The sequence below is a fragment of the Paenibacillus soyae genome, assembly GCF_024623455.1.
GTDB classification, from domain to species: domain Bacteria; phylum Bacillota; class Bacilli; order Paenibacillales; family Paenibacillaceae; genus Pristimantibacillus; species Pristimantibacillus soyae.
On sequence record NZ_JANIPJ010000017.1, the window covers coordinates 55,247 to 80,644 of the forward strand.

18 protein-coding genes are annotated in these 25,398 nt (G+C 56.9%); 8 read left to right on the forward strand and 10 right to left on the reverse strand.

All coding sequences use genetic code 11. The features are described 5' to 3' along the window. Positions 1–63: 63 nt before the first annotated feature. On the forward strand, positions 64–516 hold the full coding sequence (locus tag NQZ67_RS21315; RefSeq protein ID WP_257449854.1) for a VOC family protein: 453 nt from the start codon (positions 64–66) through the stop codon (positions 514–516). A 111-nt stretch (positions 517–627) separates the two neighbouring features. On the opposite strand, the gene NQZ67_RS21320 is transcribed toward NQZ67_RS21315, so the two are convergent. Beyond that, a complete protein-coding gene (locus NQZ67_RS21320) occupies positions 628–6,174 on the reverse strand; it encodes a family 10 glycosylhydrolase (RefSeq protein ID WP_257449855.1) in 5,547 nt (1,848 codons plus the stop codon). A gap of 315 nt (positions 6,175–6,489) precedes the next feature. Here NQZ67_RS21320 and NQZ67_RS21325 point away from each other — a divergent pair, with 315 nt between their 5' ends. After that, positions 6,490–7,005: an acyl-CoA thioesterase gene (locus NQZ67_RS21325; protein ID WP_257449856.1), complete on the forward strand. Its 516-nt coding sequence runs from the start codon at positions 6,490–6,492 to the stop codon at positions 7,003–7,005. 72 nt (positions 7,006–7,077) lie between these two features. Here NQZ67_RS21325 and NQZ67_RS21330 read toward each other — a convergent pair whose 3' ends face one another. The 5 genes from NQZ67_RS21330 to NQZ67_RS21350 all read right to left on the reverse strand — a co-directional run bounded on the left by NQZ67_RS21330 (position 7,078) and on the right by NQZ67_RS21350 (position 15,409). After that, positions 7,078–8,634 (reverse strand): ABC transporter substrate-binding protein, encoded by a 1,557-nt coding sequence (locus NQZ67_RS21330; RefSeq protein WP_257449858.1) that lies wholly within the window; start codon positions 8,632–8,634, stop codon positions 7,078–7,080. Positions 8,635–8,682: 48 nt separating this feature from the next. Beyond that, positions 8,683–9,573, reverse strand: a complete 891-nt coding sequence (locus NQZ67_RS21335) for a carbohydrate ABC transporter permease (RefSeq protein ID WP_257449860.1) — start codon at positions 9,571–9,573, stop codon at positions 8,683–8,685. Positions 9,574–9,774: 201 nt separating this feature from the next. After that, a complete protein-coding gene (locus tag NQZ67_RS21340) occupies positions 9,775–10,752 on the reverse strand; it encodes an ABC transporter permease (RefSeq protein WP_257449862.1) in 978 nt (325 codons plus the stop codon). Between the two features lie 212 nt (positions 10,753–10,964). Then, on the reverse strand, positions 10,965–13,301 hold the full coding sequence (locus NQZ67_RS21345) for an AraC family transcriptional regulator (RefSeq protein ID WP_257449864.1): 2,337 nt from the start codon (positions 13,299–13,301) through the stop codon (positions 10,965–10,967). 29 nt (positions 13,302–13,330) lie between these two features. Continuing rightward, on the reverse strand, positions 13,331–15,409 hold the full coding sequence (locus NQZ67_RS21350; RefSeq protein ID WP_257449865.1) for a right-handed parallel beta-helix repeat-containing protein: 2,079 nt from the start codon (positions 15,407–15,409) through the stop codon (positions 13,331–13,333). Positions 15,410–15,609: 200 nt separating this feature from the next. On the opposite strand from NQZ67_RS21350, the gene NQZ67_RS21355 reads away from it, so the two are divergent. Beyond that, a complete protein-coding gene (locus NQZ67_RS21355; protein ID WP_257449866.1) occupies positions 15,610–17,877 on the forward strand; it encodes a hypothetical protein in 2,268 nt (755 codons plus the stop codon). 88 nt (positions 17,878–17,965) lie between these two features. On the opposite strand, the gene NQZ67_RS21360 is transcribed toward NQZ67_RS21355, so the two are convergent. Next, entirely contained in the window at positions 17,966–18,961 is a 996-nt protein-coding gene (locus NQZ67_RS21360) for a FecCD family ABC transporter permease (protein WP_257449867.1), read from the reverse strand. Next, the gene (locus tag NQZ67_RS21365) at positions 18,958–19,956 is read right to left on the reverse strand and encodes a FecCD family ABC transporter permease (protein WP_257449868.1); all 999 of its coding nucleotides are present in this window, start codon (positions 19,954–19,956) and stop codon (positions 18,958–18,960) included. Before NQZ67_RS21365 ends, NQZ67_RS21360 begins: the two co-directional genes overlap by 4 nt. A gap of 251 nt (positions 19,957–20,207) precedes the next feature. Between NQZ67_RS21365 and NQZ67_RS21370 the strand changes: the two genes are divergently transcribed. Both NQZ67_RS21370 and NQZ67_RS21375 read left to right on the forward strand, forming a co-directional pair. Then, positions 20,208–20,834 (forward strand): FMN-dependent NADH-azoreductase, encoded by a 627-nt coding sequence (locus tag NQZ67_RS21370; protein ID WP_257449869.1) that lies wholly within the window; start codon positions 20,208–20,210, stop codon positions 20,832–20,834. 103 nt (positions 20,835–20,937) lie between these two features. Continuing rightward, on the forward strand, positions 20,938–21,411 hold the full coding sequence (locus tag NQZ67_RS21375; RefSeq protein ID WP_257449870.1) for an Rrf2 family transcriptional regulator: 474 nt from the start codon (positions 20,938–20,940) through the stop codon (positions 21,409–21,411). Between the two features lie 294 nt (positions 21,412–21,705). Here NQZ67_RS21375 and NQZ67_RS21380 read toward each other — a convergent pair whose 3' ends face one another. Further along, a complete protein-coding gene (locus NQZ67_RS21380) occupies positions 21,706–22,077 on the reverse strand; it encodes a helix-turn-helix domain-containing protein (protein ID WP_257449872.1) in 372 nt (123 codons plus the stop codon). Positions 22,078–22,278: 201 nt separating this feature from the next. On the opposite strand from NQZ67_RS21380, the gene NQZ67_RS21385 reads away from it, so the two are divergent. The 3 genes from NQZ67_RS21385 to NQZ67_RS21395 all read left to right on the forward strand — a co-directional run bounded on the left by NQZ67_RS21385 (position 22,279) and on the right by NQZ67_RS21395 (position 24,606). Then, entirely contained in the window at positions 22,279–22,728 is a 450-nt protein-coding gene (locus NQZ67_RS21385; RefSeq protein ID WP_257449873.1) for a MarR family winged helix-turn-helix transcriptional regulator, read from the forward strand. A 138-nt stretch (positions 22,729–22,866) separates the two neighbouring features. Beyond that, positions 22,867–24,039, forward strand: a complete 1,173-nt coding sequence (locus tag NQZ67_RS21390; RefSeq protein WP_257449874.1) for an MFS transporter — start codon at positions 22,867–22,869, stop codon at positions 24,037–24,039. A gap of 153 nt (positions 24,040–24,192) precedes the next feature. Then, positions 24,193–24,606: a VOC family protein gene (locus tag NQZ67_RS21395; protein ID WP_257449877.1), complete on the forward strand. Its 414-nt coding sequence runs from the start codon at positions 24,193–24,195 to the stop codon at positions 24,604–24,606. A 57-nt stretch (positions 24,607–24,663) separates the two neighbouring features. Here NQZ67_RS21395 and NQZ67_RS21400 read toward each other — a convergent pair whose 3' ends face one another. Next, positions 24,664–25,374: a FadR/GntR family transcriptional regulator gene (locus NQZ67_RS21400; RefSeq protein WP_257449878.1), complete on the reverse strand. Its 711-nt coding sequence runs from the start codon at positions 25,372–25,374 to the stop codon at positions 24,664–24,666. Between the last annotated feature and the right edge of the window lie 24 nt (positions 25,375–25,398).

The window sequence follows — 25,398 nt, forward strand, 5'->3', positions numbered from 1 at the left end:
GATGACCGAAGCCTCATGATAAACTACTATCAGAATGACCATTAATAGCCGGAGGGATTACCCATGCAAAAAATTACGACTTTCCTGTGGTTCAATGATCAAGCGGAGGAAGCGATGCAATTCTACACCTCGATCTTCCATGACTCGGCGATTCATCAGATTTCGAGAGCTGGGGATCAAGTGATATCGGGCACGTTCCAGCTGGAAGGGCAGTCATTCATGGCGCTTAACGGCGGCCCGCATTATTCGTTTACGCCGGCCATTTCTCTGTTCGTCAGCTGCGAAACGCAGGCCGAGGTGGACGAGCTGTGGGAGAGGCTGCTAGCGGGCGGGGGAGAGGAGTCCCGGTGCGGTTGGCTGAAGGATAAGTTCGGGCTGTCCTGGCAGATCATTCCGAAGACGCTCGGCGAGCTGATGAATGACAAAGACCCAGTCAAAGCCCAGCGCGTAATGAACGCGATGCTCGGAATGAAGAAGATCGTAATCGATGAGCTGAAGCGGGCTTACGAGGGGTAGAGATGCGCAGCAGGGAAGAAGAGACCGGCAGATATCGAATCTGCCGGCATCCGAACTGTTAAATACGGCAAAAGGCGGCGCAGACATGGTCTGCGCCGCCTTTTGCGTTTGCTACGCTTCTTCCATCATCTCAAGCAGCGACAGCAGAAGCACGACGGCTTCCGCGCGCGACGCGTCCTCTATCGGATCGAACGTGCCGCTTCCTTTGCCTTGCATCAGACCAGCTTCCACGGCGGCCGCGATGTATCCGCGGGCCCAGCCCGGCGCCAGCTCGCCGTCCTCGAACGGAAGCCCGGCGCCTTCTATCGGCTCGAGCCCGGCGAAGCGGACGATCAGCGCGGCGATTTCCGAACGGGAGATCTGGTCGGCCGGACGGAACGTTCCGTCCTGGTAGCCTTCGATATAACCCGCGGCTGCCGCGGCCATGACCGCCTCCATTGCCCAGGCCTGAATCTCGTCGGCATCGGCGAACGAAGCTTGCTCGCCGGTCGACAGCTCTTCGATCGGAAATGCTCTCATCATAAGCGTAACGAATTGCGCTCTCGTGACCGAAGCATCCGGCCTGAACGTGCCGTCCTCGAAGCCTGTTACCATGCCTAGGCTTACGGCCAGCTCGATGGCTTCCTTGGCCCAATGCTTTGCGATGTCGGAGAACTTGATCTCCGGTTCAGGCTCCGGATCCGTGCCCGGTTCCTCCGCGCCGCCGTCCGGATCCGGATTCGTTCCAGGGCCGGAACCAGGACCAGGATTATGCGGGATGTAACCCGTAATCGCGGCTGTGGCCGAAAGAGCGCCTACCGTTACGGTAATCGTAGCTTCGCCGGCGCGGTGGGCGGTTACGTTCCCTCTGTCGTCTACGGATACGATCCCCGGATCGCTGCTCTGGTAGCCAATCCCTGACGTGACCGGCGTTTCGATTCCATTGCTGTAGATGCCTCTTACGGAAACCTTGCCTACTGCTCCGACCGCCAGTCGTTCGCCAGCTTCAACCTGCAGCCTTGTTACGATCGGGGCGTTCAGCGGCACAATCTTCATGCCAGCGTAATAGGCGTTCAAAATTTGCGTGTACGTCCAGCCGGACTTGCCCAGCATTTGCGCGCCGTATTGGCTCATTCCGGCGCCATGTCCGTTACCCCCGCCGTAGAACGTTACGCCGGCGATATCGCCTGCTTCGTTTTCCGTGATGTCGAAGGTGAAGAAGGCCGAATAAAGAATGCTAGGATTTTTGAGCGTCGCCGCCGCGTCGTAATCCGTGGAGCCGCCTTTGGCGCGGTATGCGAGAATGTCTCCCGCGCTTTCCGTGTTGGTTTTGTTCGGCCTGATCGTGAAACGAATGTTGAATTCTTTGATGATTTTATAAGTGCCGGTCGTGCCCTCGACGAGGAGCTCCGTTATATTGCCGCCCGCGCCTCTGTTGGCGACGGACATGCCGAGAAGCTTGCCGATGCCGTCGTCCGGAATCGGCTTGCTGGCATAGCTTCCGTCCGCCTGCTTCGTCAAGATGAAGAGGGGATCGGCCGCGTAGCGAAGCTTGATGTTATTGTTGATCGTCTTCGTAAGCTCTGCTCCGGTCAGAGCGACCTTCCAGCGGAAGTACAGCGAATCCGAGTCGTAGCCGGTCAGCGACAAGTCTTTGTAGAACGCGCTCACCGCCGCTTCGTCCGACGTATCGACCGACAGCATTTCTTCCTGGCTGCCGGGCTTGAACGTGTAGCTCTTGCCCGTCAAATACGGGATGGCCGTACCCGGGAACTTGTTCGTGACGGCGTCGGACCACACTTCGTGCTTCGACGCGCCGTAGCCTCCAGAAGTGGAATAAAATCTCGCGTCAACCAGCATGCCTCCGCTCAGCATGATTTGCCCCGCGGTCGCGTCGACGGCTTGCCTTGTAAGCTCGTTCTCGGCGCTGTTGTTGTACACTTGGCTGAGCGTGCTGTCGTCGATATGGAAGCCTTTATCCGCAAAGCGGCTCATTAGATAATCCGTCATCGCATACGTTCTTGCCGCAATCGCCTGAGCTTTAAGCGCTTCAAGCCCGAAGGAAGCCGGCATTTCGCTCGGCACGACCTGGTACAAATACTGCTCGAGGCTCAGCTCGTTCACGAGCCGAAGCTTGCCTGCGTCGCTGGATAACGTGAATTCCAGCTGTCCGCGGTATTTCGGTTTACCCTGTGCCCTCGTCAAGGAGGAGACCTCGATAAGCGAACCGTCGGCGGGCGGCATAGCGTATACGCGGTTGCTTGTATTCAGGAGCTCCGCGCCGTTCTGCTCGACAACGATTTTTCCTTCCGCCGACGTGATGATAACCGGCACGCCCGCGGCGGCTTCGACCGTCGACTCGCCGATTTTGTCGACCAGCCGGAACGGAGCACTCGCGAGCAGCTCGATCCGGTTGTGATTCAGCTGCGTCAAGTCGGTAATGTCCGCGATGCTGCTGCGTATGCCGACGCGCATGGTGTCGCGTTCCGTCTCGCCGATCAACGTCATATGTTCGACCTCTCCGGCTTCGTTCAAGCGGATTTCCGCGTTGCTCGCGCCGACCATCACTTCTTCAAACGAACGGCGCACCGTAATTCCGCCGAGCTTCTGATCGATCACGACGTTAGAAGCAAGCTTCTTCACGCCGGACAGCTCCAGCTCGATCGTGCCGGCGATGGCGTCCTTGGCCATAATTTTTTCCTTCAGAACGCTGCCTGGTGCGTAGACGCCCGTCTTTGCGTTGCTGGCTTCGCTCTCGTTGTGCAGCCGGTCCAGCGCGGTGACGAGGTACGTATATTTCTGTCCGCTTTGCGCTGACATATCCAAGTAGCTTTGCACGGCTTCATCCGCCTGCTTGCGAACCGTGCCGATAAGCTGAGACGGACCCTCCGTATTCGGAGCGTCTGTACCTTCCGCCCGGTAAACCGCGAAGTAAGACGTATCGTCCGCCGCGGGGGCTTCCTTCCAGCGAAGCTCGATTTGGCCGGCGCGGGAAGAGGAGGCTGTCAGAAGAGCAGGGGCCTCCGGGGCTTCGTCGTCCAGCCAAGGCATCGTCGGCACGAGGGCAGGGTAGCGGTACAGATCGGCGACTAGCTTATCCTGCATGCCTAGATGGTTCGCGATAACGTCTTTGGCGCTGAAGAACATGCTGCCGTGAACCGTCTCCGGGAAGCTGCGGTTGTAGACGATTTGGTTGTAAAGCTCCTGCGAATCCGTCCAAGTCGGCACGCGGTATGCCGCATGGCCGATATACAGATGGGCATTCTCGCCGTCCACGACGCCGCGCCACCACTCCTGTACCTTCTCGTAAGCGGCGGGGCTGTAGTCGAAGTGCCAGTAGTCTTGAGGCGCGATATAATCGAGCCAGCCCTTTTCGACCCAGCCTTTCGTGTCGGCGAAGAGCGCGTCGTAGCTCTGCAGACCGTTCGTCTCCGAGCCCGCGGGGTCCGTCGCCTTATTCCGCCAGATGCCGAACGGGCTGATGCCGAACTTCACGTAAGGCTTGCTTTCCTTGATCTCGGCCGCCAGCCCTTCGATCAGCGTATCGACGTTGTTCCTCCGCCAAGCCGAGATATTGTCGAAGCCTTCGCCGTATGCCGCGTATTCGTCCGCATCCGGGAACTCCGTATTGCTGACGGGATACGGATAGAAATAATCGTCGAAGTGAACGGCGTCGATGTCGTAGTTGTCCACGACCTCCATGACGCTGTCGATGACGAATGCCTTGGCTTCCGGCTCGCCCGGGTTGAAATAGAGCTTGCCGCCGTACGTCTCGACCCACTCCGGATGCAGCTTGGCGGGATGGTCCTCGACCAGCTTGCCGATGTCGTCATGCATGCTGATGCGGTACGGGTTGAACCAGGCGTGGAACTCCATCCCGCGCTTATGGACTTCGTCCAGCATGAAAGCGAGCGGATCGTAGCCCGGATCCTTGCCCTGTACGCCCGTCAGCCATTCCGACCACGGGGCGAGCTCGGAAGGGTAGAACGCGTCCGCCGTCGGCTTCACCTGGACGATCACCGCATTGATTCCCGTTGCGGCAAGCTCATCCAGCAGCTCGATAAAGTCCGCTTTCTGATCGGATTCCGTCGTTACGCCTTTGACCGGCCAATCGATATTCTCGACGGAGGCGATCCAGGCCGCCCGAAGCTCGCGCTTCTGAGGCTGCTGAGGAGCGTTGACAATGACTAAGGCCTGCTCCTTCTTGCTGCCGTATGAATATTCGATTTTTGCCGTACCTGCTGCTTTGGCCGTGATCAAGCCGTTCGCGTCTACGTCCGCGATAGCGGGAGACAGGCTTCTGAATCCTGCTTCGTTCGTCACATCCCGAACCAGCTCCTCGTCAAGCAGCTTATAAGTCGCGAGCACGGAAGCCTGGGCCTTTCCGCCTTCCGTCATTGGAGCGAGTCCGGCGATCCGAATGCTTCGCAGGACGGGAACCGGTTCGTTGACGGTTAGCGTATAGGCAGCGGTCAGACCGGCATACGAAGCCGTGATCGTGGCGGAGCCGGTTCCGATTGCCGTTACGACGCCGTCCGCGGATACCTCCGCGATACCCGGCGCGCTGTTGCTGAAGGACACGCCCGTTACGCTGCGGTGCGGTTCGGCATTGCCGGCGAAATACACGTAAGCCCGGACCGGCTCGGATTCGCCTCGCTCCAGCACGGTGCTGGCCTCGAGCTCCAAGCCCGCCGGCGCGGCGCCGGCAACGCTTACGACAAGCTCGTAGGAAGCCGTCAAAGCTCCGTTCACTGCCGTTATGGTGGCGCTGCCAAGGCCGACCGCTTGAACAAGACCGGAAGCGCTGACCGTGGCTACGGCATCCGAGCTGCTAGCGAATGTCGAACCGGCGGTTACGTCCGTCAGGCTGGAGGTGCCGGAAGCGGTTGCTAGCACGCTTGCCTGCAGCGTATCGCCCGGCTTCATGCCGTGCAGACCGTCAAGCTCGATCGTTACCGGATTCGCGTCGTTATAGATGGCGGATACTTGCTCGAAGTAGACGGTACCGCTGTTCTTGTTGTTGGCGCTCAGCTCGGCTATGTAAATTTGGCGCAGCTCGATCGGCAGCGGCAGCCCTTGCGGGACGTTAGCCGTCACATACTGCCAGCCGTTCCAGTTGAAGCCGGTTGTCGAGGTGAAATCGGTCACGTGTCTGGCGCCCGTCGAGTCCTCGAGCTGAGCGCGAAGCCAATGCTTGCCGGCGTCGCCGAATACCCAGGCCCCGATCTTCCGGGGGGAGTCTTCCAGCACGCGGTCCTCGTGTTTATTGAAATAGACGTAGGCGGCGGAGGTGCCGTCGTTGCCCGTGAAGTCGTAGCTGAGCTTGCCCGATGCATGGCCGTACATCACGGGCCCCGGCCGCTCCTGCCTCTCGAGCGTGACGGAGTTGGCTTTGGCGCCGGAGGTGTATAGGTCGGATAGATCTTCGAAGTCTTCGATGAGCACGATAGGCGATGCGGCGGGGACTGCGTTCATGGTGACGGCATCGGATGGAAGAGCAGGGGGTTCGGAATCCGACTCGGAGGGAACGGGAGCTTCAATGATATTCTCTTCGGCGGCGGTTTGCTCGTTCGGCTGTTCATCGGCCGCATACGCGAACCCCGCGGTCAACGTGCTCCACATAAGAGCGACGGCTAACAGAATCGCGAGCGGCGCTCTTGTTTTCTTATGAACGTACATGCAGGCACTTCCCTTCTTCAAAATGTTTAGTCATGATATGAAATAAAATTTCAAAACTATCTTTGCTATAAAGTATAAAATTTTAAAATTTATTTGTATATCATGTAAATACTCCTGTTTTAGCATAGGATGCAGGGCTCAAGGGAAGCGGGATACGACGGCGTTCGGCGGCTTCTCCTAAGCTCCCGGACCTAAGAGGAGGTCTAATAGAAAAGGGGCCGCCGGCCATATGGTTTTGAGGGTTGGATCGATTGGAAAAAGGAGAAGCTGTGGAGGTATAATCTTCATAAAAACGAACGGGAAGGGTGCAACGGCATGGAACAAAAACGTTACGTCCGAGAATCCAAATGCTACAAAACGGCAAGAGTGTTCCCGCCCGACGTCAACAATCACAATACGCTGTTCGGCGGCAAGCTGATGGCTTATATTGACGATATCGCGTCCATCGCGGCCGCCAAGCATTGCCGAAGATCCGTCGTCACCGCGTCTACCGACTCGGTCGATTTCCTGCATCCGATCCGGCCGTCGGATTCCGTCTGTCTGGAAGCGTACGTGGTTTGGTGCGGCAGAAGCTCGATGGAGGTATTCGTCAAAGTCATCAAAGAGGATCTCATGACGGGCGAGCGGGTCATCGCAGCCCACTCCTTCTTAACGTTCGTCGCGCTTGGCGACGACAAGAAGCCGGTGCCGATGCCGGACGTCATCCCGGAGACGGAGGAAGAGCGGAAGCTGAACGAGACCGCGCCAAGAAGAGCGGAGATGCGTAAGCAGCGCAGGGAGGAGAGCAAGCAATTCGCGGGTTTCCTATCGGTGAAGCAGCCTTGGGAATAAAATAGTCTTTACGCAAGAAGCCGCCGTTTAGGGAATCATTCATTCCCTGAGCGGCGGCTTTTTGCTTACAGCTTATTTCACAAGTCCTCGTTCCTGCTTGAATGTCTCCCACTGCGCTTCGCGTTCGGCGTCTACCTTCTCGATGCCGGAGGCGATCAACTTCTCGCGATACTTCGGCAGCTCCTTGGCCGGGTCGACGGAGCCGGATTCGAGGGCGACCTGGTATTCGTTGTTGACGGCCGTCAGGTTGGCGACCTCCGCCTTCACGTTCTCTTCGTTCATGTTGAAGCCGCTCGTGGCGGGAACGATGGCGCTGTTGTTCAGCTCGATCGTTCTCTCCCATGTATCCGGCGCTTGGCCCGGCTTCAGGAAGGCGTTGAATTGGTTGCCGAACACCCAGTCGCCGTTCGGCGCGTAGCCGGAATCCTTGATCGGCTCGATATATTGCTCGTCAACCTTCTTATAATGCTTGCCTTCAATACCGTTGCAAATCAGGTTGTACAAGTATTTGTCCGTGTTGAGCAGATTGATCAGCATGAGGGCGCGCTCCGGATTTTTGGAGCCTTTGTTGATGACGTGCATGGCGCTAGCGATTCCCGTGAAATAGCTGTCCGCGATCGGGGCGTAGACGACCTCGTTGCCTCCGTTGACGGCCATCTCGCCGACTTCGCCGCCCGGCTTGGACGTGAACTCCAGCGCGACCGCGACATTGCCTTTGCTCTTCAGATCGTTGATGTTCTGAATGATCGGCGCGTCGTCGTTAATGTAGCCGGCTTCGTACCAGCTGCGCATCGTGTCGAAATATTCCTGCTTCTCGTCGAGCTGCTGCAGGCTGCTAACCATCTTCAGCTGCGGGTCGTCCTTAGCGTAGGTAAGCGCGAGACCTTCCCCGACCTTCGTGCGGTCTGTATAGAGACCCCATGAATTTTGAGCCAGGCCGAGCGGAATAATGCCGGGCTCGCTTTCCTTCAGCGTCTTCAGGAACGGCTCGATATCCTTGTACGTTTGGATGGAGCTGATATCGAGATTGTATTTGTCGACGAAACGCTTCTGGATAACCAAGCTTTTGGTTTTGGCGGCTACCTGGTAGATCGGGAAGCCGTACACCTTGCCGTCGGCGGCGAGCATATCCGGCCAGAATTTGTCCGGAATGTTGGCGCGGGCCTCCGGCGCGTATTGCTTGATCATGTCTTCGGTAATTTCGAGGTAGGCGCCGCGGTCGATATACGGCTGATAGTTGCCAAGCCAGCCCTTCGAGCTCCAGGCGATATCGAAGTTTTCGCCGGCCGCCAGCATGGAATTCAGCTTGGCCTCGTATTCGTCGAATGTCAGCGGTTTTAGATCGACGGTCGCGTTTATTTTTTCTTTGAGGTACTTGTTGATTTCATCGTTCACGAGCTTCTGATCCGGACCGGGATCCGAGGCGACCGGGTAGATGAAGGTGAGCTTCGCCTCGGGCAGCGACGGCTCCTCGGAAGCGGCCGCGCTCGGCTCGTTCGATGCGCCCGGCGTCGGCTCGGTGGAAGCGGACGGGGCGTTGTTGCCGCCGTTCGAGCACGCTGCCAGCATAGCGAAGCTCAAGAGCAGCGCGAACCATTTCAAGCGGAGTAACGATTTTGTTTTTTTCACGTTGAACCCTCCATTTATGAAAGTATATATCGGCACAATAGTCGTTCCTTATCCTTTCAAGGAACCTACTGTAATACCCTTCACGAAATACTTCTGGAAGAAAGGAAAGATGACGAGCATCGGTCCGCCGGCCAGGATCGCCATCGCCATCCGGACGGACAGCGTCGGAAAATTGGCGTAAGCGAGCTTATCGGCTACCTCCGCGAGCGGAGAGTTAGCGAGAAATTCGATCTGGGACAGAATTCGGACAAGCAGCAGCTGAAGAGGAATATACTTGTCGTTGTCCATGAACAGCAGCGCGTTGTACCATTCGTTCCAGTAGCCGAAAGAAATGAATAGGCCGAGCGTCGCGAGAGCCGGCGTCGACAGCGGCAGAATGATGCTGAAGAAGATGCGGAGCTCCTTGGCCCCGTCGACCTTGGCCGATTCGATGATTTCCTTCCCGATCTTGTCGAGGAAGCCTTTCATGATCATGATGTTGAACGGACTGAGCAGCCCGGGGATGATTAAAGCCAGCAGCGAGTTTTTCAAATCCAGATACTGCGTCATCAAAATATAGAACGGGACCAGGCCGCCGTTGAACAGCATGGTGAAAAAAATGTAGAAGGTGATCGGCCTATTGTAACGGAAGTCCATCCGGGAGATGGGGTAGGCCGTCATTGCGGTGAGCAGCAGCGAAGCGACTGTGCCGACCACCGTGATGAACGCGGTCACGAGATAACCCCTGACAAGCGGGTCCGGCTTCTCGAACACGATCCGATAAGCTTCGAGGCTCCATTCCTCCGGGATGAACTGGTAGCCGTTCTGCACGAGGCTGTTCTCGGATGTCAGGGAAATGATGACGACCAGCACGAACGGCAGGGCGATTAAGAGACAGAGCACGGTCATAAATACGTTGATGCAAGCATTCATCGGGTTGAAGCCTTTTGATAACGGCATGGCGGTAAGCTCCTTTATCATTGAGAGTTCAAAAAGTCCAGTTTTCAGCACCGAGAAGATCGGATGAAGCTAGGAAGTGAGGAGCGGAGCGTAGTGGGAGCTACGTGAGCACCGGAAGTTCCGGCTGAATTCGATATTCGATGTCGAGTGCGCTTCTTGAGTTGCTTCGTGATCAAAAGTGGGCTTTTTGAACAACCTCTTCTAGAACAGCGCGCTGTCCTTGTCGACTCGGCGCACGATGAAGTTGGCGGTCAGCACCGTGACGAGACCGACGACCGATTGCAGGAAGCCGACGGCCGCCGCGGAGTTGATGTCGCCGAGCTTGGTCAGCGCGCGGTAAATGTACGTATCGATAATATCCGTGGTCGGATAGTTCGGACCGACGTTGTTCGGCACGAAGTAGTGCAAGCCGAAGTCCCCGCGGAAGATGTTGCCGAGCCCCAGAATAAACAAGATGATGACAAGCGGCTTGAGCAGCGGGAGCGTGATGCGCCACATCATCTGGACGCGGGTTGCGCCGTCCAGCCTTGCCGCCTCGTAGTATTCGGTGCTGATTCCCGTAATGCCCGCGTAATAGACGAGTGTGCTGAAGCCGATGCTTTTCCAGAGCGAGACGATCGGGAGAATGAAGATCCACGGCGTCGTCTCGAGATACCATTTGTGCGGCTCGAGCCCGAACCAGCCGAGCATCGTGTTCAGGTAGCCGGCGTTGTGGTCGAGGAAAGCGTTCGCGATGTAGCCGACGAGCACGAACGAAATAAAGTAGGGCAGGAACATCGCCGTCTGATAGATTTTGATTAGCCGGCCATGCACCTCGTTAAGCAGCAGAGCCAGAAGCAGCGCCGCGGCGGTGCCCAACATGATGTACACGAAGTTGTAGCCCAGCGTATTGCGGATAATCCGGAAGGCGTCCTGCGCTTTGAACAAAAACTCGAAGTTGTCGAAGCCGACCCACTTGCTTCCAAAAATACCTTCGTCATAGCGGAAGTACTTGAACGCGAGTATGAGCCCGACCATCGGAATATAAGCGATCACGAGCTTGTATAGGATGCCGGGCAAGGCGAGCATCAGCAGTTCGCGGTTCTTCTTCAGATGGGTCCATTCCTTCCGGAACCGGTTCGGCTTCGTGGTCCGTGCCGGCTGCGCGGCCGTGGAAGCAGAAGGATCTGTTTTGGCCACTCGTCATCTCCTCCAATTGTGCGTTTTGTCGTTGCTGAGCCCATCATGGCACGACGGCCGAACCGCCGTATAGAATAACATCTGCGAAAGACTGTACGAATGCAGTGTACAAATTGCGATTCTGTGCAGACGGCGGATGGCGGAAGCGGAAAAAGACCCTTCGCGGGCGGCATGCTCCCGGAAGGGCCTTGTTTTTCGTTATATGGCGATCGTCACGAAATCGATTTCTTCATGCGGTATTCCTTCGGCGTGCTTCCGACCTTGCCTTTGAACAGGCGGAAGAAGTAGCTTTGGTTGGCGTAGCCGCATCTCTCCATAATTTCCGCGATGGTATAGTTATCTTGCTCCAGCAGCTGCTGGGCGTGGCGCAGCCGGACCTCGTTAATGAACTCCGTGATCGACATCTTGTAGCTGTCCTTAAACAGCTTCCCGATATACGCCGAAGACAGCTTGACCGTGCTGGCGATCGATTGCTGGCTCAGATTGATGTCGGCGAACTTCTCCTCGATCAGCTCTTTGACGGTTTCGAGCATCATCTCGTTCCGCTCCAGGGCGGCGGGGCGCTGGCCTTCGCAAATTTTCGCGCATAACGCAAGCAGGGCAAGATACATCTCCTGCAGGGTCTCTTTTTCCCGCGCGATTTGCTGCACCGCATTCGACTCGATGGAGAAGGAGACGATGCGGTTCTCGTTGATTTCGTCGGCCACGTTCTTGATCAGCCATGCGAGGTTCGTCACGGCGCGAAGCATATCCTCGTAAGCGAAGCCGGCAATGAGGGAGAATGCCTTCTCCAGCTCGTTGCCCGCGTCCGTCAGATGTCCTTTCTTCAGCGCTTCGGCGAGCTTGCGTTCGATCGGGACGGGGACGGCCATCTGCTTGCTCGCCAAGTTCTCCTTCACGTCCTGCGAGGTAAGGATGGCTTTGTTGCCTTTAATAATCTTGTATTGGCAGAGGCGGAGCGCCTGCGAATAAGCGCCGGATAAAAACGGATAATGCGTGACGATGTCGCTAATGCCGCAGGATAACGTAAGCCCGTAATAACGTTCGACTGTTTGCTGGATGTCCCGAACCAGCGGAACGACATGCTCGAAGGGCGCGTTTCGTTCACTCTCGCGTCGGGATAAGATAAGCGCGACGTGATCGCCTTTCATCTCCACGGTTTCGCACGGATACCGTTTGCCCATAATCTCTGCCGCGATATTGACGATGGCGAAGACGTACAGCCTCTTGGAGGATGAAGAGGCATTGTCGTCGTAAGCCGAATAGTTGTCGATTCGAAGCACGCAGACGATTAATTCGTCCGTAACGGAAATGTTCAGCTGATGCTTCTCGATCGCATGCTGCATGTCGTGATGGGAGAACAGCTGGCTGTCGGTCAGAAATTTGCGCAAATAATATTTTTGCACGATCTGCTCCGAGCTGATCTCGTTCAGCTTGTCGGACAGCTGGCGCACGTTCTCGCTCATCATGCCGAGCTCGTCGCGCGGGGCGCCGGCGCCCTGCCGATTATCGTTCAAATACGGCTTGATCTGCTTCAGCATGTTCTCGATCGGATGATAAAGCTTATACGACAGCCAGACGGATAATCCGACGGCAAGCAGGAGGAAGGCTCCGGACATGAGGAGGGACGAGTTGCGCGCTTCCGAGACGCCGGCCATGAGCTTGTCGTAGGAGCGGACGTACAGAATGGTCCAGCTGCCCAGCCCGTCGTCCATATAGCTGATCATGCTTTTGCCGGGGGTCAGCTCGCTGATGATGGAGCCGGATGCCCCGTTCGCGGCCGATTTGTCGGCGTCGACGAGCCGCTTCAGCGCCTCGCGGTCCTCCGCCGCGATATAGGCCGCATTCGGATCGGACGTGAGCAGGCTTCCGTCCTCCGTCTGGATATAAACCTCGCCCTGATTCTCCTCGCCGCTCACGTTCATCTTGCGCAGGCTGTCGAACACCCAGTCCGACTTGATGAACAGAATGATCGCCGATGTCCCTTCGGAGAACGGCTTTAATGAATCCGTCACGATGAAGGCGAACGTATCGATGCTGCCGTCCGCGGTTTCGAGACTCATCGGGATGAGCCGGTTCGTAGGCTTCGGATTGTCGGGATTCAGGAGCTGGCTTTTGATTTTTGCTTCCGTCACGCCTTCGTCGAGCAGGAAGTTGACGCTTGTGCCGTACATTGCGGACTGCGACTTGTTATAAACGACCATCGAATGCAAGAACGACGAGCTCGCCATGATGTTCTCCATCTGCCGGTGGCCGCGAATCCGATCCATCTCCGGCAGGTCGTCGTTATACATCAGCGTGATCAGGAACGGGTCCTTGAAGACGAAGCTCGACAGCCTTGTAATGATTTCGTTCATGTACGATAAGTTGTATTGTATTTGGGAGAGGACCTTTAAGCTGGAGTCTTCCTGCATGTTTTTGACCGAGCGCTCCAGCATGTAAGCGCCCGTGACGGAGGAGGCGACCAAGATGACGACCATGGACGCCATGATGGAGATCATGACGCGCTGCAGATACTTTTTGGATTTGTAGAAGCCGAATATTTTCATGCCATTCAAGCCCCCCGCATCTGAAATAATTAACGGCCCGGCCCTATGCTCTCGAAGTCAATGTCCTTGAAGCCCAGTGCGTAAGCTGGAGAATGCGGCCGAAGCTCGTATTCGAACGCGCCCGACGTTCGGAACTGAGGATCGGCGACGATCGTCGCGGCGTCGTATTTGCCGTATTCGAGCGAGCGCCACGCGTCCAGGCTATAAATATGCCGATCCAGCTCGTCGTCTCCCGATGGAGTCAATGGCAGCTCGCCTGCCACCAGGCAGGGCGCTCCGTCTCTCCAATACAGGTTCCTGTCGGCCGAGGCGAACCGCTCGTTATCATAATTGACGAAATAGTACAGATACCCAGAATTGTATACGATATTGCCGGAAATTTCGATCCCTTTGTTCGCTTCTCCGGCCATTTCCTGCGAGCCGATCGCGGAGATGGCGTGCGGGTTATCGACTAGGAGATTGCCGACGATCCGGTTGCCGATCCCTTTGGAGAAGATCAGCATCCAGAGCTTGCCTTGGCCCGTGCTGTACAAGCGCCGGATGACGTTGCATGTTACCGTGAAATCGTCGGCCGCGTCGTCCAAATAAATGCCGAAGCCGAACGAAAAGTGGATGCCGCTGTCGTGCAGGTGGTTGGCGTGTATGACATTGCCTCTGCCCGGGCCCCAGGCTTCGATCATGCCTCCGTCCTGGCTGTCCTCCATCACGGCGGAGATGTCGTTGCAGGCGATGCGGTTGTTCCGGCTGTGGAGGAAGTCCCAGTGATTATCCCAGGTGACGCTGATGCCGTAAGCTTCCTTAGGCATCGTTCCATACCGCATGCCTTTGAGCGAAAAGCCGTATCTCGGCATTCTGGTTATACGATTGCGCGAAATGTCGTTATCGCCGCTCTGATAGAGGAAGATGCCGCACCCGTGGCCGATCAGCTCGCCGCCGTCCTCGATGACGTTATGCGTAATGCGATGGCCGCGGTTCGTATAGGATTCCTCCGCCGAACGGAACGGACCTTTGCCCGGCGGGAAGCCGTTCAGGCTGATGCCGATATAACCGAGGCGGCTAATGTCGTTGCGATGAATCTCGATGCCGCTTGCGTAGGCGTCCAGGAAAATGCCGCAGCTTCCCGACATCAGCAGCCTGCAATGCTCGATCCGCACATGCTTCGCGTGATTGACGTATACGAGGCCCTCGCGATGCTCGGAGCGCTCCGCATTGTCGTCCATCATTCGGTATTCCTCGAAGAAGTCGGTGCAGGCCAGCGTCAATCCGGAAAAGACGAGATGCTCAGCCGGTCCCAGAGCGTCCTTGTCGCCGATTTCAAGCAGCCGTTTCAGCCTGGGCGCGACGATGGACTGCCCGTTCGGATCGGCGTCGTCGCTCAAGGGGCGGTAGTAGAGCCAGCCGTTCGCCGCATCCTGATAATATTGGCCGGGGGCTTGCAGAAACTGCAGCGAGCCCTGGACATAGTAGCGGGAGCCTTCCCCGATCGACCATGTGGCGGGGGTGGCGAACGTCAGCCTGCGGTTAGCCCGGTCGACGGAGGAGACGGTCTTCGTCTCCGAGAACCAGTTCCATTCGCCTTCGCCGGGCCACACGAACACGGTCGCGTCCGTCATGTCGCCATCGACCGGAAGGTCGCCTTCGCGGTACCGGATGCCGTGGCGGTTCGTTTCTTCGTTCAGCAAAGCTTCTTCGGCCGCGTCCGTCTCGAAATAGCCCGCCGCCGGCAGTCTGGCTTGGCTGACGCGCCGTCCGTCGGCATACAACGTGTGGAACCGCAGGCCCGGTTCCGTCCGGGCTCGCCAGATGCCGTCGCGATAAGGCTCCCAGCCCGTTAGTTGCTTGCCCCCGACCAGAACGGGGGTCTCGCCGGGGTAGGCGCAATAGCGGACGGGGGAGCCGTCGCCCCCGCTGTCCCTGCCGTCGAACCGGAGCGGCGATTCCAGCTCGTAGAGGCCTCCCCGGATATAAACCGTCGTCTCCGAGCGGAGACCGCCACGGATGGCGGCGCGAACTTCTCCCTGCGCTCTCCCGACCGTGCGGAACGGCGCGTCCTTCGTGCCTGGCTGGTCGTCGCGCCCTTCTGGCGATACGTATATTTCTTTCGTCATTCCGATTCCCCCTGCCTCTGTCAATCTGTATATTATTAGTTATAAATCCGCGCATTTCAGGCTGCAAGGGCTTTCAAATAAGGTACACTGAATCGTTTTTTTTACAGTAGACCGGTTAGGAGAGCTGTGATAATTTTACTTCAGCCTCCGGCGATGAATTCGCGGGGGCTGTGCGATAGGGAGGATGGAGGCGATTCGGTATGGAAGCGAACGGGAGCTTGGAGCGTTATGAACGGGAGACCGGCGGCTTGCGACTGTCATGCAGCGTGAACGGATACGAAGGAACGGAACCTGCCTTGAAGCGAGCCCTCATGCCGGATGTCGAGGGGCGTTATTGGAGAACGGATGACGGGTTGTGGTCGGCCGTCATGGATACGAGAGGCGATCCCGGCGACGGAGCGGGAATGGAGCTGACGTGCTTCTTCCAAGCGCTGGGCGAATCGCCGTCTTCGACCGTTGCGTTGTCATGGGAGTGGCCGGCATGGAGCAAGGATCATTACGTGCTCGTGCCGGGAGCGGTGTACGCCGGCAATCGGTTCGAGGCGCGGTCCTTGCCGTATGCGCCGTGCTGGACCAAGCTGGACGATTACGGCCCGGACGTGCCGACGCTGATCACGGATGTTCCGCGGCTGTCGCTGGACGGAGGTCCATCCGCCTTCCATCTGCTGACAGGGGATACGGCGACGCCCCTCGCGGCGATTATGGACGGAAGGGGCGGGACCGGCTGGGTGTTCGTTACCGATCAAGGCACGGAGCTCGGCGACACGTCCCTACACTTGGAAGAAAGCGCAGACAAGCGCTCCGCCCGTTTCACGATTCAGGCTCCGGGCGTCAGGCCGACCTTTCAGTACACGATGGCGACGACAACGGCGCCGAGCACGGACCGGGCGCATGACTTTGCGGCGGGACAAGAGATACGGCTCCGCTGCCGCGTCTACCGGTTTCCGTGCGAGAGCATCCGGGAGCTTTACGAGAGGCTGGCGGTTATTCGGGAAGAGGGAAGCGCGCCGTTCGAGCCGGCGCCGAGCCTACCGTTGTCGGCGGCGTGGGCCGTTCAGGAGCGGAAGTACAATGAAAGGAATTGGAATGCCGAGCTTGGCTATTATGCCGTAGGGACGATCGACATGAAGCATCAGGATTGGCAGATCGGCTGGGTTGGCGGAGGAATGTCGAGCTACGCTTTGCTGCTGGAAGGAGACGAGCTTTCCGCGGAACGCGCGCTCGAAACATTGCGATTTATGTTCTCGAGCCAGACGGAGGCTGGATTTTTCCATGGCGTGTGTTATAAGGGACAATGGTATGGAGATGAATTCAACGATTCGCCGGGGCGGAAGCATCCCGAGCGATGGCATATTTTGCGCAAAAGCGCGGACGCTCTCTATTTCCTGATGAAGCATTGGCTCGCGCTGGGGCGTCTGCGTCCCGAATTCGTGGTGCCTGAGGAATGGCTGGAGGGCACGCGCCGGCTCGCGGACGCGTTCGTCTCGTTATGGAGCCGATACGGGCAGTTCGGGCAGTGGGTGCATACGAGCACGGGCGAGCTGCTAATCGGCGGCTCGGCAGGAGGGGCCATCGCTCCGGCGGGGCTTGCGCTCTGCGCGCGGTACTTCGGCAATCCGGCCTATTTGGAGGTTGCGCAGGCGGCCGCTCTCCGCTACTATCGCGAATTTACTTCGAGAGGGGTGACGACGGGCGGCCCCGGCGAAATTCTGCAGTGTCCGGACAGCGAGTCGGCATTCGCGCTGCTTGAATCGTACATCGTTCTGCATGAGGAGACGGGAGAAGGCGAGTGGCTGGCGAAGGCCGAAGAAGCCGCGCTGCAGGCGATGACCTGGTGCGTCTCCTACGATTTCGATTTTCCGGAGGGGTCGACCTTCGAGAGACTGGCCATTCGCACGACCGGATCGGTTATCGCGAACGTACAGAACAAGCATAGCGCACCCGGAATCTGTACGTTGTCGGGGGATTCCCTCCTGAAGCTGTATAGAGCGACAGGCAACGAACGCTACATCCGGCTTCTACGAGAAATCGCGGGTAATCTGCCCCAATATTTGTCGCGGGAGGAGCGTCCCGTTATGGGATGGGACGGACAGAATATGCCCGCGGGTTATATGAGCGAGCGCGTCAATATGAGCGATTGGGAAGGAAAGGACCGCATCGGAGAGGTGATCCCCTATTCCTGCTGGTGCGAGGCGTCTCTTATGCTGGCCTATGCGGAGGTTCCCGGCATCTACGTGGATACGGCGAAGCATACGTTTATCGTTATCGATCAAGTAAAGTGCAGCCTCGCCGAAGGCGTTGACGGCCGCGTCGCATTGACCGTAAGAAACCCGCATCCTTATGCGGCGAAGGTCAAGCTTCTGGCCGAGGATAGCAGCTTGAGGAGTCGTCCGCTTGGCGTCTGCGGCTCGCCGGATTGGCGCGTCCTTACGATTGCGGCTGGAGGGAGCGTCGAGATCGAGCTGTAAGCCGGGCCGCCAGCGCCCCCCAAAAAAACTCCTGCGTGACGGTATCTCTACCGATTCGCAGGAGTTTATTTTTATCTGGTCTGAATGATTATTTCTTGAGTAACAAATAGGCAAAATAAGGGACGCCGATCAGCGACACGATGATGCCTGCCGGAATGATCTCGGAGGCGAGATGGCTGCCGATCGTATCCGCGATGAGGAGCAGCAAGCCGCCCATTAATACGGCGATCGGAATGAACATTTGATTGCGCGGTCCCACCATCGACTTGGCGATGTGCGGCGCCATGAGCCCGACGAAGGCGATGCTTCCGGCTACGGAAACGGCGGATGCGGCGAGCGCGACGGACGTCAGCAGCATGATGATCCGCTCGCGTTCGACCGGCAGTCCGACGCCGATCGATACCGGCTCGCTTAAGGCCAGCAGGTTAAGACGGCTCGCCTTGTACAGCGAGAACGGGATGAGAATGAGCAGCCATGGAAGCAGGGCCCAGATAAAAGGCCAGTCCGTTCCCCAAATATTGCCGGCGATCCATCTCGCGATAAATTCGACCTTCTCGGGCTCCGTGGAAGAAATGATGACGATCATAAGTCCCGACAGCGCCAGCGAGAAGCCGACGCCGACCAGCACGAGCCGTATCGGGTTCAGCCCCTCCGACTTGCGGAAGGCGAACAAGTAGATGAGCGCCGAAGTGAGCAATGCGCCGGCAAACGCGACGATCGGGAGCAAATAGGCGAAATTGTCCGGATCGATCGGGAAATACAGGAAGAAGACGGCAACGGCTACGCCTGCCCCGGAGTTGATGCCGATAATGCCGGGATCCGCGAGATCGTTGCGCGTGATGGATTGCAGAATCGAGCCCGCCAGCGCCAGCGCCATGCCCGCGAGAACGGTTATGACGATTCTGGGAAGACGAAAGTCCCAGATGACTAATTTTTCTTTGGGCGAATGGTCCCCGAACAATACCGGGAGGATCCGGCCGAAGGGAACGGTCGCATTGCTGATGCCCAGCGCGATAAACGAAATAGCGGTTATAAGCGCGATCAGAGCGAGCACGATCATTTTTTGTTTCCGGGCTTGCGTCATGAGATTCCTTTCCCCCCTCTATGCACGATGAATAAGAAGAAGGGCAGTCCGAGAATGGCGACAACCGCGACGATCGGCGTCTCGTAAGGCGCGTTGATCATTCGCCCGGCCGTATCGGCCACGACCATATAGGCGGCTCCGATAACGGCCGACATCGGCACGATGAACCGGTAGTCGGTACCCGTTATCCAGCGCACAAGATGAGGGATCATCAGTCCCACGAAGGCCAGATTGCCTATGAGCGCAACGGACGCGCCGGTCAGCAGGATGACCGCCAGGAACAACACCGCCCGGACCTGCGTCAGCTTCTGGCCAAGACCGACCGCCACTTCTTCGCTTAGGCTGAGAATGGTCAGCTGCTTGGAGAAGATGACCGCGATCAGGATGCCGATTCCGATAAACGGATAAACGAGGGCGAGCTGCTTCCAGGTCGTGCCGATCAAGCCGCCCGCGGTCCACATCGAGACGTTCTTCGATTCCTCGAAATAAATGGACACGCCTTCGGTCAGGGCAATCAGGAACGCGGAAATCGCGGCTCCCGCGAGCACGATGCGCAGCGGGGACAGCTTGCCTTTCTTGGCGGCGCTTAGACCGATAACAAGCACGGAACCAACGGCGGCTCCGACGAAGCAGGCGATCATGGTGCCGATGTAGCCAAGCCCCGGCGAAAACGCCAGCGTGATCGCGAGTGCCGCCGTAGCGCCGGAAGTAAGGCCGAGCAGGCCGGGATCGGCCAGCGGATTGCGGGTTACGCCCTGCATAACGGCGCCGGAGACGCCGAACGCCGCTCCGACCAGCATGGCGCCGACCTCGCGCGGAATACGGATCTCCTGGAGGACGAGGATGTCCTCGCTCGTCGAAGAGAACGTGATCGCTCTCCAAACATCAATGGGGCTAATATCCTTCGCGCCGATTAGGATAGACAAAGCAAAGATGCCGGCGAGGAATATAAGGCCGGCAAAAAAAGTAATCGGATACGCCATTTTTTTGGTCATGCTGTGACCTCTCCGTCTTTACATATTAATTGATAACGATTATCAACTTCGCTTTGCACATTGTAATTCCAATTGATAATGATTGTCAATAAAATTATTTTTTAACTTTCGAAAAGTAAGTGTTGAACAATATGAAAGATGGGGTTATAATGTGCCTATATCGGTTGCAGTTAACTTCGAAGTGGGAAGATGTTGAATTGGCAGCCGGAAAAAGCGCTTCAGCGAGGCGCATATAGAGAGGGAGAGAAACGATGAGCAACGTTCTATTTATTAAAGCCAACGACCGTCCGATGGATATGGCGGTCAGCGCGCAAATGTATGATTCTTTCTTGAAAGGCTTCAAGGAAGCGAATCCCGAAGCGAAAGTGACGGAGCTGGATCTGTTCGCGGAGAAGCTCCCTTATTATGATAACGCTATGATGACGGGACTATTCAAGGAAGCGAAAGGAATGGAGGCGACTGCCGAGGAGCAGGAGCTCGCGGCTACGGCGAATTGCTACCTGGATCAGTTCCTGGCGGCGGATAAGGTTGTTTTCGCGTTCCCTCTGTGGAACTTCACGATACCTGCACAGCTTCTTACGTATTTCTTCTACATCTCGCAAGCGGGCAAAACGTTCAAATATACGGAGCAGGGTCCAGTCGGACTTGCCGGCGACAAAAAAGTGGCGCTGCTTAACGCAAGAGGCGGCGTTTATTCGGAAGGCCCGGCACAGGAAATCGAGATGTCCATGCGTTATGTCAAAGCCATTCTCGGGTTTATCGGGATCCGGGAGACGGAAACGGTCATCATCGAAGGCCATAATCAGTTCCCCGACCGTAAGGAATCCATTATCGGAGAGGGTCTGCGCAAAGCGTACGAGGCAGGACAAGCATTCTAATCGGATTCCCTGGATCCCTGCAGATTGCCAATCCATCGGAATCGCCATATAATGAGGGAAGACGATAAGCAGCGGGTAAACGCATAACGAGGAGGAGAGCAGGATGAGTGTCGCGGATAAGGGGATTGATTTTGGACCGCCTCATTTCAAAATCGCCATGCATGCCTTAGCAAGGCTTGCCCAAAAAAATTGCGTGCTGTCAAGCGCCGTTATAGCGGGTCAAGTCGAATCGCACGCGACATTCCTGCGAAGAGTGCTTCAGTCCTTGGCGAACGCGGGCATTGTAGAATCCCGGGGAGGCCGGGAAGGCGGGTACAGCCTCAAGAAGCCCGCGAGCAGCTTGACGCTAGGCGAGATCTACGAAGCGGTGCATCCGGGAAGGCGGGAATGCTGCGGGGAGGATCCCTGCAAGCCGCCGCGCAGCGAATGCGGCGAAGCGGGCGTTCTGCTCGACCGAGAGCTGGAACGCATCCTTCACGAGGCCGAGCTGAATACGATACAATATTTGAGCCAGTTTACGCTGGAGGAAGTCATGTGCCGAATTCCTTACTTTAAGGAATGCGGGCAGAGGCAATAAATGGGTGGACAAACCGGGGGAGACCCCGGTTTTTTTGCGTTCGGGGCCCGAATAGCGTAAGCGGCAGCGAAGATCGACTAAACCTCTCATATTATGACAAAAAAGGCTCGTTTACAGGGGAATCGTCCATTAGTATAATGAACACGTTCGGCATTCCCGCACGGAAAGGAATGGTCTTGTTGCGCGAGAAACAACCTATCGTTCTTGATGTGTATGAGGTACTGGATCAGCTCGGCATTGACCGGGACGCGGTACGTTTTCTGATCGAACGCCCGGCCGAGCTGGACGAGAAGACTATCCTAGAGCGCGTTCCGCCCGTATCAAATCGATGAACCTTTTCGTTTCCTCCAAGGTGAGCGTCCTGCCATCGATCGTAAGCTCGAATCGTTCCGTAACCGATTCGTCGGCAAGCTCGACACGGTTCAGAAAATCCGACACGTGAGGACTTAGCGCGGATATCGGGCTTGCGTCGCGGCCTATCAAGTAATCCAGCGATACGTGGAAAAAATCCGCGATACGGCTCAATAGCGCGTAGTCCGGCTCTCTTCGGTTCGTCTCGTAATGCGAAAGCGATGCTCGGGTAATGCCAAGCAAGCCGGCAAGCGTTTCCTGGTTCATGCCCCTCTTTTTACGGAGCTCGGCAATCCGTTTGCCATAACGATGCATAGTGATATCCTCCCAAATCAAGGGTTCCGTTTCGTGACGTTATTCCTATTATTATAGCAATCTCGTTCTTCTAACGCCATACGCAGAATTCGCTTTGCGGGTCATTGCCGCAGAGCTTTTTTTATTTTGGTTGCAATCATTTAGTTGTTAGGAATATAATTGTCATGACAACTATTATCCGAAAGACAAGGAGGTTTGACGATGTCGAACGAAGAAGGGCAGCTGCAAACGTCGATCGGGTTCTGGATGGGCATCGCGTACCGCAAGCTGTCCGCGTTGCTGCAGCAGCGGCTGAAAGCCTACGGTCTGACGCCCGAGCAATGGTCGGTGCTGTATACGATTCAAGTCTCGGAAGGCTTGATCCAGAAGGATATCGCGGAACGGACGCACAAGGATAAACCGACGACGACACGCATATTGGACCAGCTGGAGGACAAGGGCTTCATCGTCAAATCCGTCGGCGAGAATGACCGCAGAGCTTTTGTCGTGCACGCCACGGAGAAAGGCCGACATGTCATTCGCGAGACGGCATCCGTAGAACGAAGCGTTTCGGAGGAAGTCCGATCGATTATGACGGCCGAGGAATACGACGTATTCGTGGAGCTGCTGCAGCGCATACATTCCCATGCCGAGACGAAGCTGGAAGGCTAGATGCAGAGTGTAATCTGAGGCTCCCTATATTAATTTTGGAAGAACGGAGTATGAACAATGCAACCAGAATCGCACCAGGAATTACAGCAAGAACCGTTATGGACCCGGTCGTTCTTTACAATTACGGGTTGTTCCTTTTTGTTATTTTTGAATTTGCAAATGCTGCTTTCCTCTTTTCCCGCTTTCGTGAAGGACGAGCTCCATGGAGGGGACGTAGCCGTCAGCCTCGTCACCAGCGTGTTTGCTTTCACCGCGATCGCCTCGCGGTTCATGACTGCCGCGCTCATGCGGAAGGTTTCGCGCGATAAGCTGCTGCTCTCGGGTTTGCTGCTCGCGCTGCTGACGACGGCGGTATATTCATTTGCCCAGTCGATCCCGGCGCTGCTTGCGCTTCGGGTCGGATATGGCATCGGATTCGGCATGGCGAGCACCATATTGCCGACGATCGCCTCGCAGATCATACCCTCGCGGAGAATGGGGGAGGGCATCGGCTACTTCGGACTGTCCACCAGCTTGGCGATGTCGGTCGGACCGATGATCGGGATTAACCTGATGGAGCGGCATGGCTTCGGGGCGCTTACGGCGGCAGGCGCCGTGGCGATTGCCGTAATGGTGCCGGTATTCTTGGCGTCCAAGCTCGCGGGCGAATCCCATCATGCGGCTGAACCGGCTGACCGTCGAAGCAGCCGGCCAGCCGAGCGGCAAGGAGCGGGCGGCTTCAACCATTCCTTATGGTTCCCGGCTTTCCTTAACGCGTTGCTGTCGATCACTTACAGCGGCTTGCTTAGCTTCATCGTCCTGTACGGCGAGTTTGCGGGACTTGCGCAGGTCGGACTGTTCTTCTTGTTTAACGCCGCGACCATCGTTCTGGTCCGTCCGTTGTCGGGCAAGCTGTTCGACCGGAAAGGTCCGGTCCCCGTATTAATTCCCGCGGGCCTGCTCGTGTCGGCCAGCATGCTGATTCTTTCGTATTCGCATACGCTGCCGATGCTCGTCATCTCCGCGCTGCTGTACGGACTCGGGTTCGGCGCCATTCAGCCTACGATTCAGGCCTGGATGCTTCGTTCATCGACGAAGGCGCAATACAGCGCCGCGAACAGCATGTTCTACAACTCCACGGATTTCGGCGTCGCGGTCGGAGCGCTGCTGCTCGGAGCCGTCGCTACCTTATCGGACTATGCCGTCATGTATCGGTTCTCAGCCGCGATCATGCTGCTGTTCGTCCTGCTGTTCGCCGGTTCGCGCGTGCTGCGAAGCACCCGGTTGAAGATAGGCAGGGAGAGCGAGAATGGGATTGGGAGCGTCAATTAGCTGCCAGCTTGCGCCTCCATGAACGATGTTCCTGAACGGAGGGGATAGTGAACAAAATGGGTATGAAACCGCAATCGAAAAGAAATGTTGGCCTCTGTTTTCTGTTATAGTAATGGTAGTCAAGAATGACAAATAAATCCTGAGGTGATAACAATGGCGGTACTATCCAAACAAATTTACGTGAATCTGCCCGTTAAAAATTTGGAAGCTAGCAGAGCTTTGTTTTCGGCAATCGGATTCGAGTTCAACGCGCAATTTTCCGATGAGAAAGCGGCCTGTCTGGTCGTAGGCGAAAATATATTCGCGATGCTTCTGCAAGAGGAGTACTTCAAAACCTTCACCAAAAAAGAAATCGCGGACGCGACAAAAACGACCGAAGTGCTGATCGCCATCTCCGCGGACAGCAGAGAGGAAGTGGACGGCATCGTGAACAGAGCCGTTGCGGCAGGCGCAAGCCCCGCAAGCGATCCGATCGATCACGGTTTTATGTACCAATGGAGCTTCCAGGATCTGGACGGACACGTTTGGGAAGTCGCGTATATGGATATGAGCGCGCTGGAAGGATAAGAGCGGACAAATGGATGAACGGCCGGGCGGTCTATATAGACCGATCCGGCCGTTTTATTATTCGAGCGGGTGCTGTCTAAGCGTGGACTCAACTTTCGTTAAATGTTCGCGGATAAGCTTCGCGGCAACGGCGGTGTTGCCCTCGGCAATCGCCTGGAAGATAGAACGATGCTCCTCGAGCAGCCGTTCGGCCGTCGACTGTTCTTGATAGAACCAGAGCTCGCGCGTTTGGCCGATCGTTTCGCCGAAGCGCTGCGAGAGCGAATCCATCAGCTGCACCAGCAGGGTGTTGCGGGATGCGGCGGCGATGGCCGCGTGGAACGCCACATCTGCACGCTCGCCTGCCGCGGTGTCGTTCGTCCTGAGCGCTTCTTCCATGCTTTCGAGAATGGCCTCCAGCTTCCGCACATCCTCTTCCGTGCGCCGCTCGGCCGCTAATGCGGAAGTGCCGGCCTCCAGAATTTGACGGACTTCCAGGAGCTCGAGTATGGACTTCGCTTGTTGAAAGAGGGGAACGCCGTCATGCTGACGCGCATCCGTGGGAAGCACTTTTTTCACGAAGGTCCCTCCGCCATGCCGGATATCCAGCCAGCCCGTTGCTTTGAGCGCGCTTAAGGCTTCCCGCACGGTCGAGCGGCCTACGCCGAACTGAGCCGAGAGGTCGACGACAGAAGGAAGCTTCTCTCCCGGCTCCCAATCCCCGGCGGATATTTTGTCCACGATCATTCGGCCGACGATTTCATGGCCTTTCTCCGTTTCGATCTTCATGCGCTTCACTCCCGATCCTTCACA

What these genes read in the sequence shown, in the direction of transcription:
- NQZ67_RS21395 (WP_257449877.1), top strand. Translation starts at nt 24,193, where the DNA reads ATGGCGGTACTATCCAAACAAATTTACGTGAATCTGCCCGTTAAAAAT.
- NQZ67_RS21315 (WP_257449854.1), top strand. Translation starts at nt 64, where the DNA reads ATGCAAAAAATTACGACTTTCCTGTGGTTCAATGATCAAGCGGAGGAA.
- NQZ67_RS21335 (WP_257449860.1), bottom strand. Translation starts at nt 9,573, where the DNA reads ATGCCGTTATCAAAAGGCTTCAACCCGATGAATGCTTGCATCAACGTA.
- NQZ67_RS21380 (WP_257449872.1), bottom strand. Translation starts at nt 22,077, where the DNA reads ATGCATCGTTATGGCAAACGGATTGCCGAGCTCCGTAAAAAGAGGGGC.
- NQZ67_RS21370 (WP_257449869.1), top strand. Translation starts at nt 20,208, where the DNA reads ATGAGCAACGTTCTATTTATTAAAGCCAACGACCGTCCGATGGATATG.
- NQZ67_RS21345 (WP_257449864.1), bottom strand. Translation starts at nt 13,301, where the DNA reads ATGAAAATATTCGGCTTCTACAAATCCAAAAAGTATCTGCAGCGCGTC.
- NQZ67_RS21400 (WP_257449878.1), bottom strand. Translation starts at nt 25,374, where the DNA reads ATGAAGATCGAAACGGAGAAAGGCCATGAAATCGTCGGCCGAATGATC.
- NQZ67_RS21365 (WP_257449868.1), bottom strand. Translation starts at nt 19,956, where the DNA reads ATGACCAAAAAAATGGCGTATCCGATTACTTTTTTTGCCGGCCTTATA.
- NQZ67_RS21350 (WP_257449865.1), bottom strand. Translation starts at nt 15,409, where the DNA reads ATGACGAAAGAAATATACGTATCGCCAGAAGGGCGCGACGACCAGCCA.
- NQZ67_RS21360 (WP_257449867.1), bottom strand. Translation starts at nt 18,961, where the DNA reads ATGACGCAAGCCCGGAAACAAAAAATGATCGTGCTCGCTCTGATCGCG.
- NQZ67_RS21375 (WP_257449870.1), top strand. Translation starts at nt 20,938, where the DNA reads ATGAGTGTCGCGGATAAGGGGATTGATTTTGGACCGCCTCATTTCAAA.
- NQZ67_RS21355 (WP_257449866.1), top strand. Translation starts at nt 15,610, where the DNA reads ATGGAAGCGAACGGGAGCTTGGAGCGTTATGAACGGGAGACCGGCGGC.
- NQZ67_RS21320 (WP_257449855.1), bottom strand. Translation starts at nt 6,174, where the DNA reads ATGTACGTTCATAAGAAAACAAGAGCGCCGCTCGCGATTCTGTTAGCC.
- NQZ67_RS21325 (WP_257449856.1), top strand. Translation starts at nt 6,490, where the DNA reads ATGGAACAAAAACGTTACGTCCGAGAATCCAAATGCTACAAAACGGCA.
- NQZ67_RS21385 (WP_257449873.1), top strand. Translation starts at nt 22,279, where the DNA reads ATGTCGAACGAAGAAGGGCAGCTGCAAACGTCGATCGGGTTCTGGATG.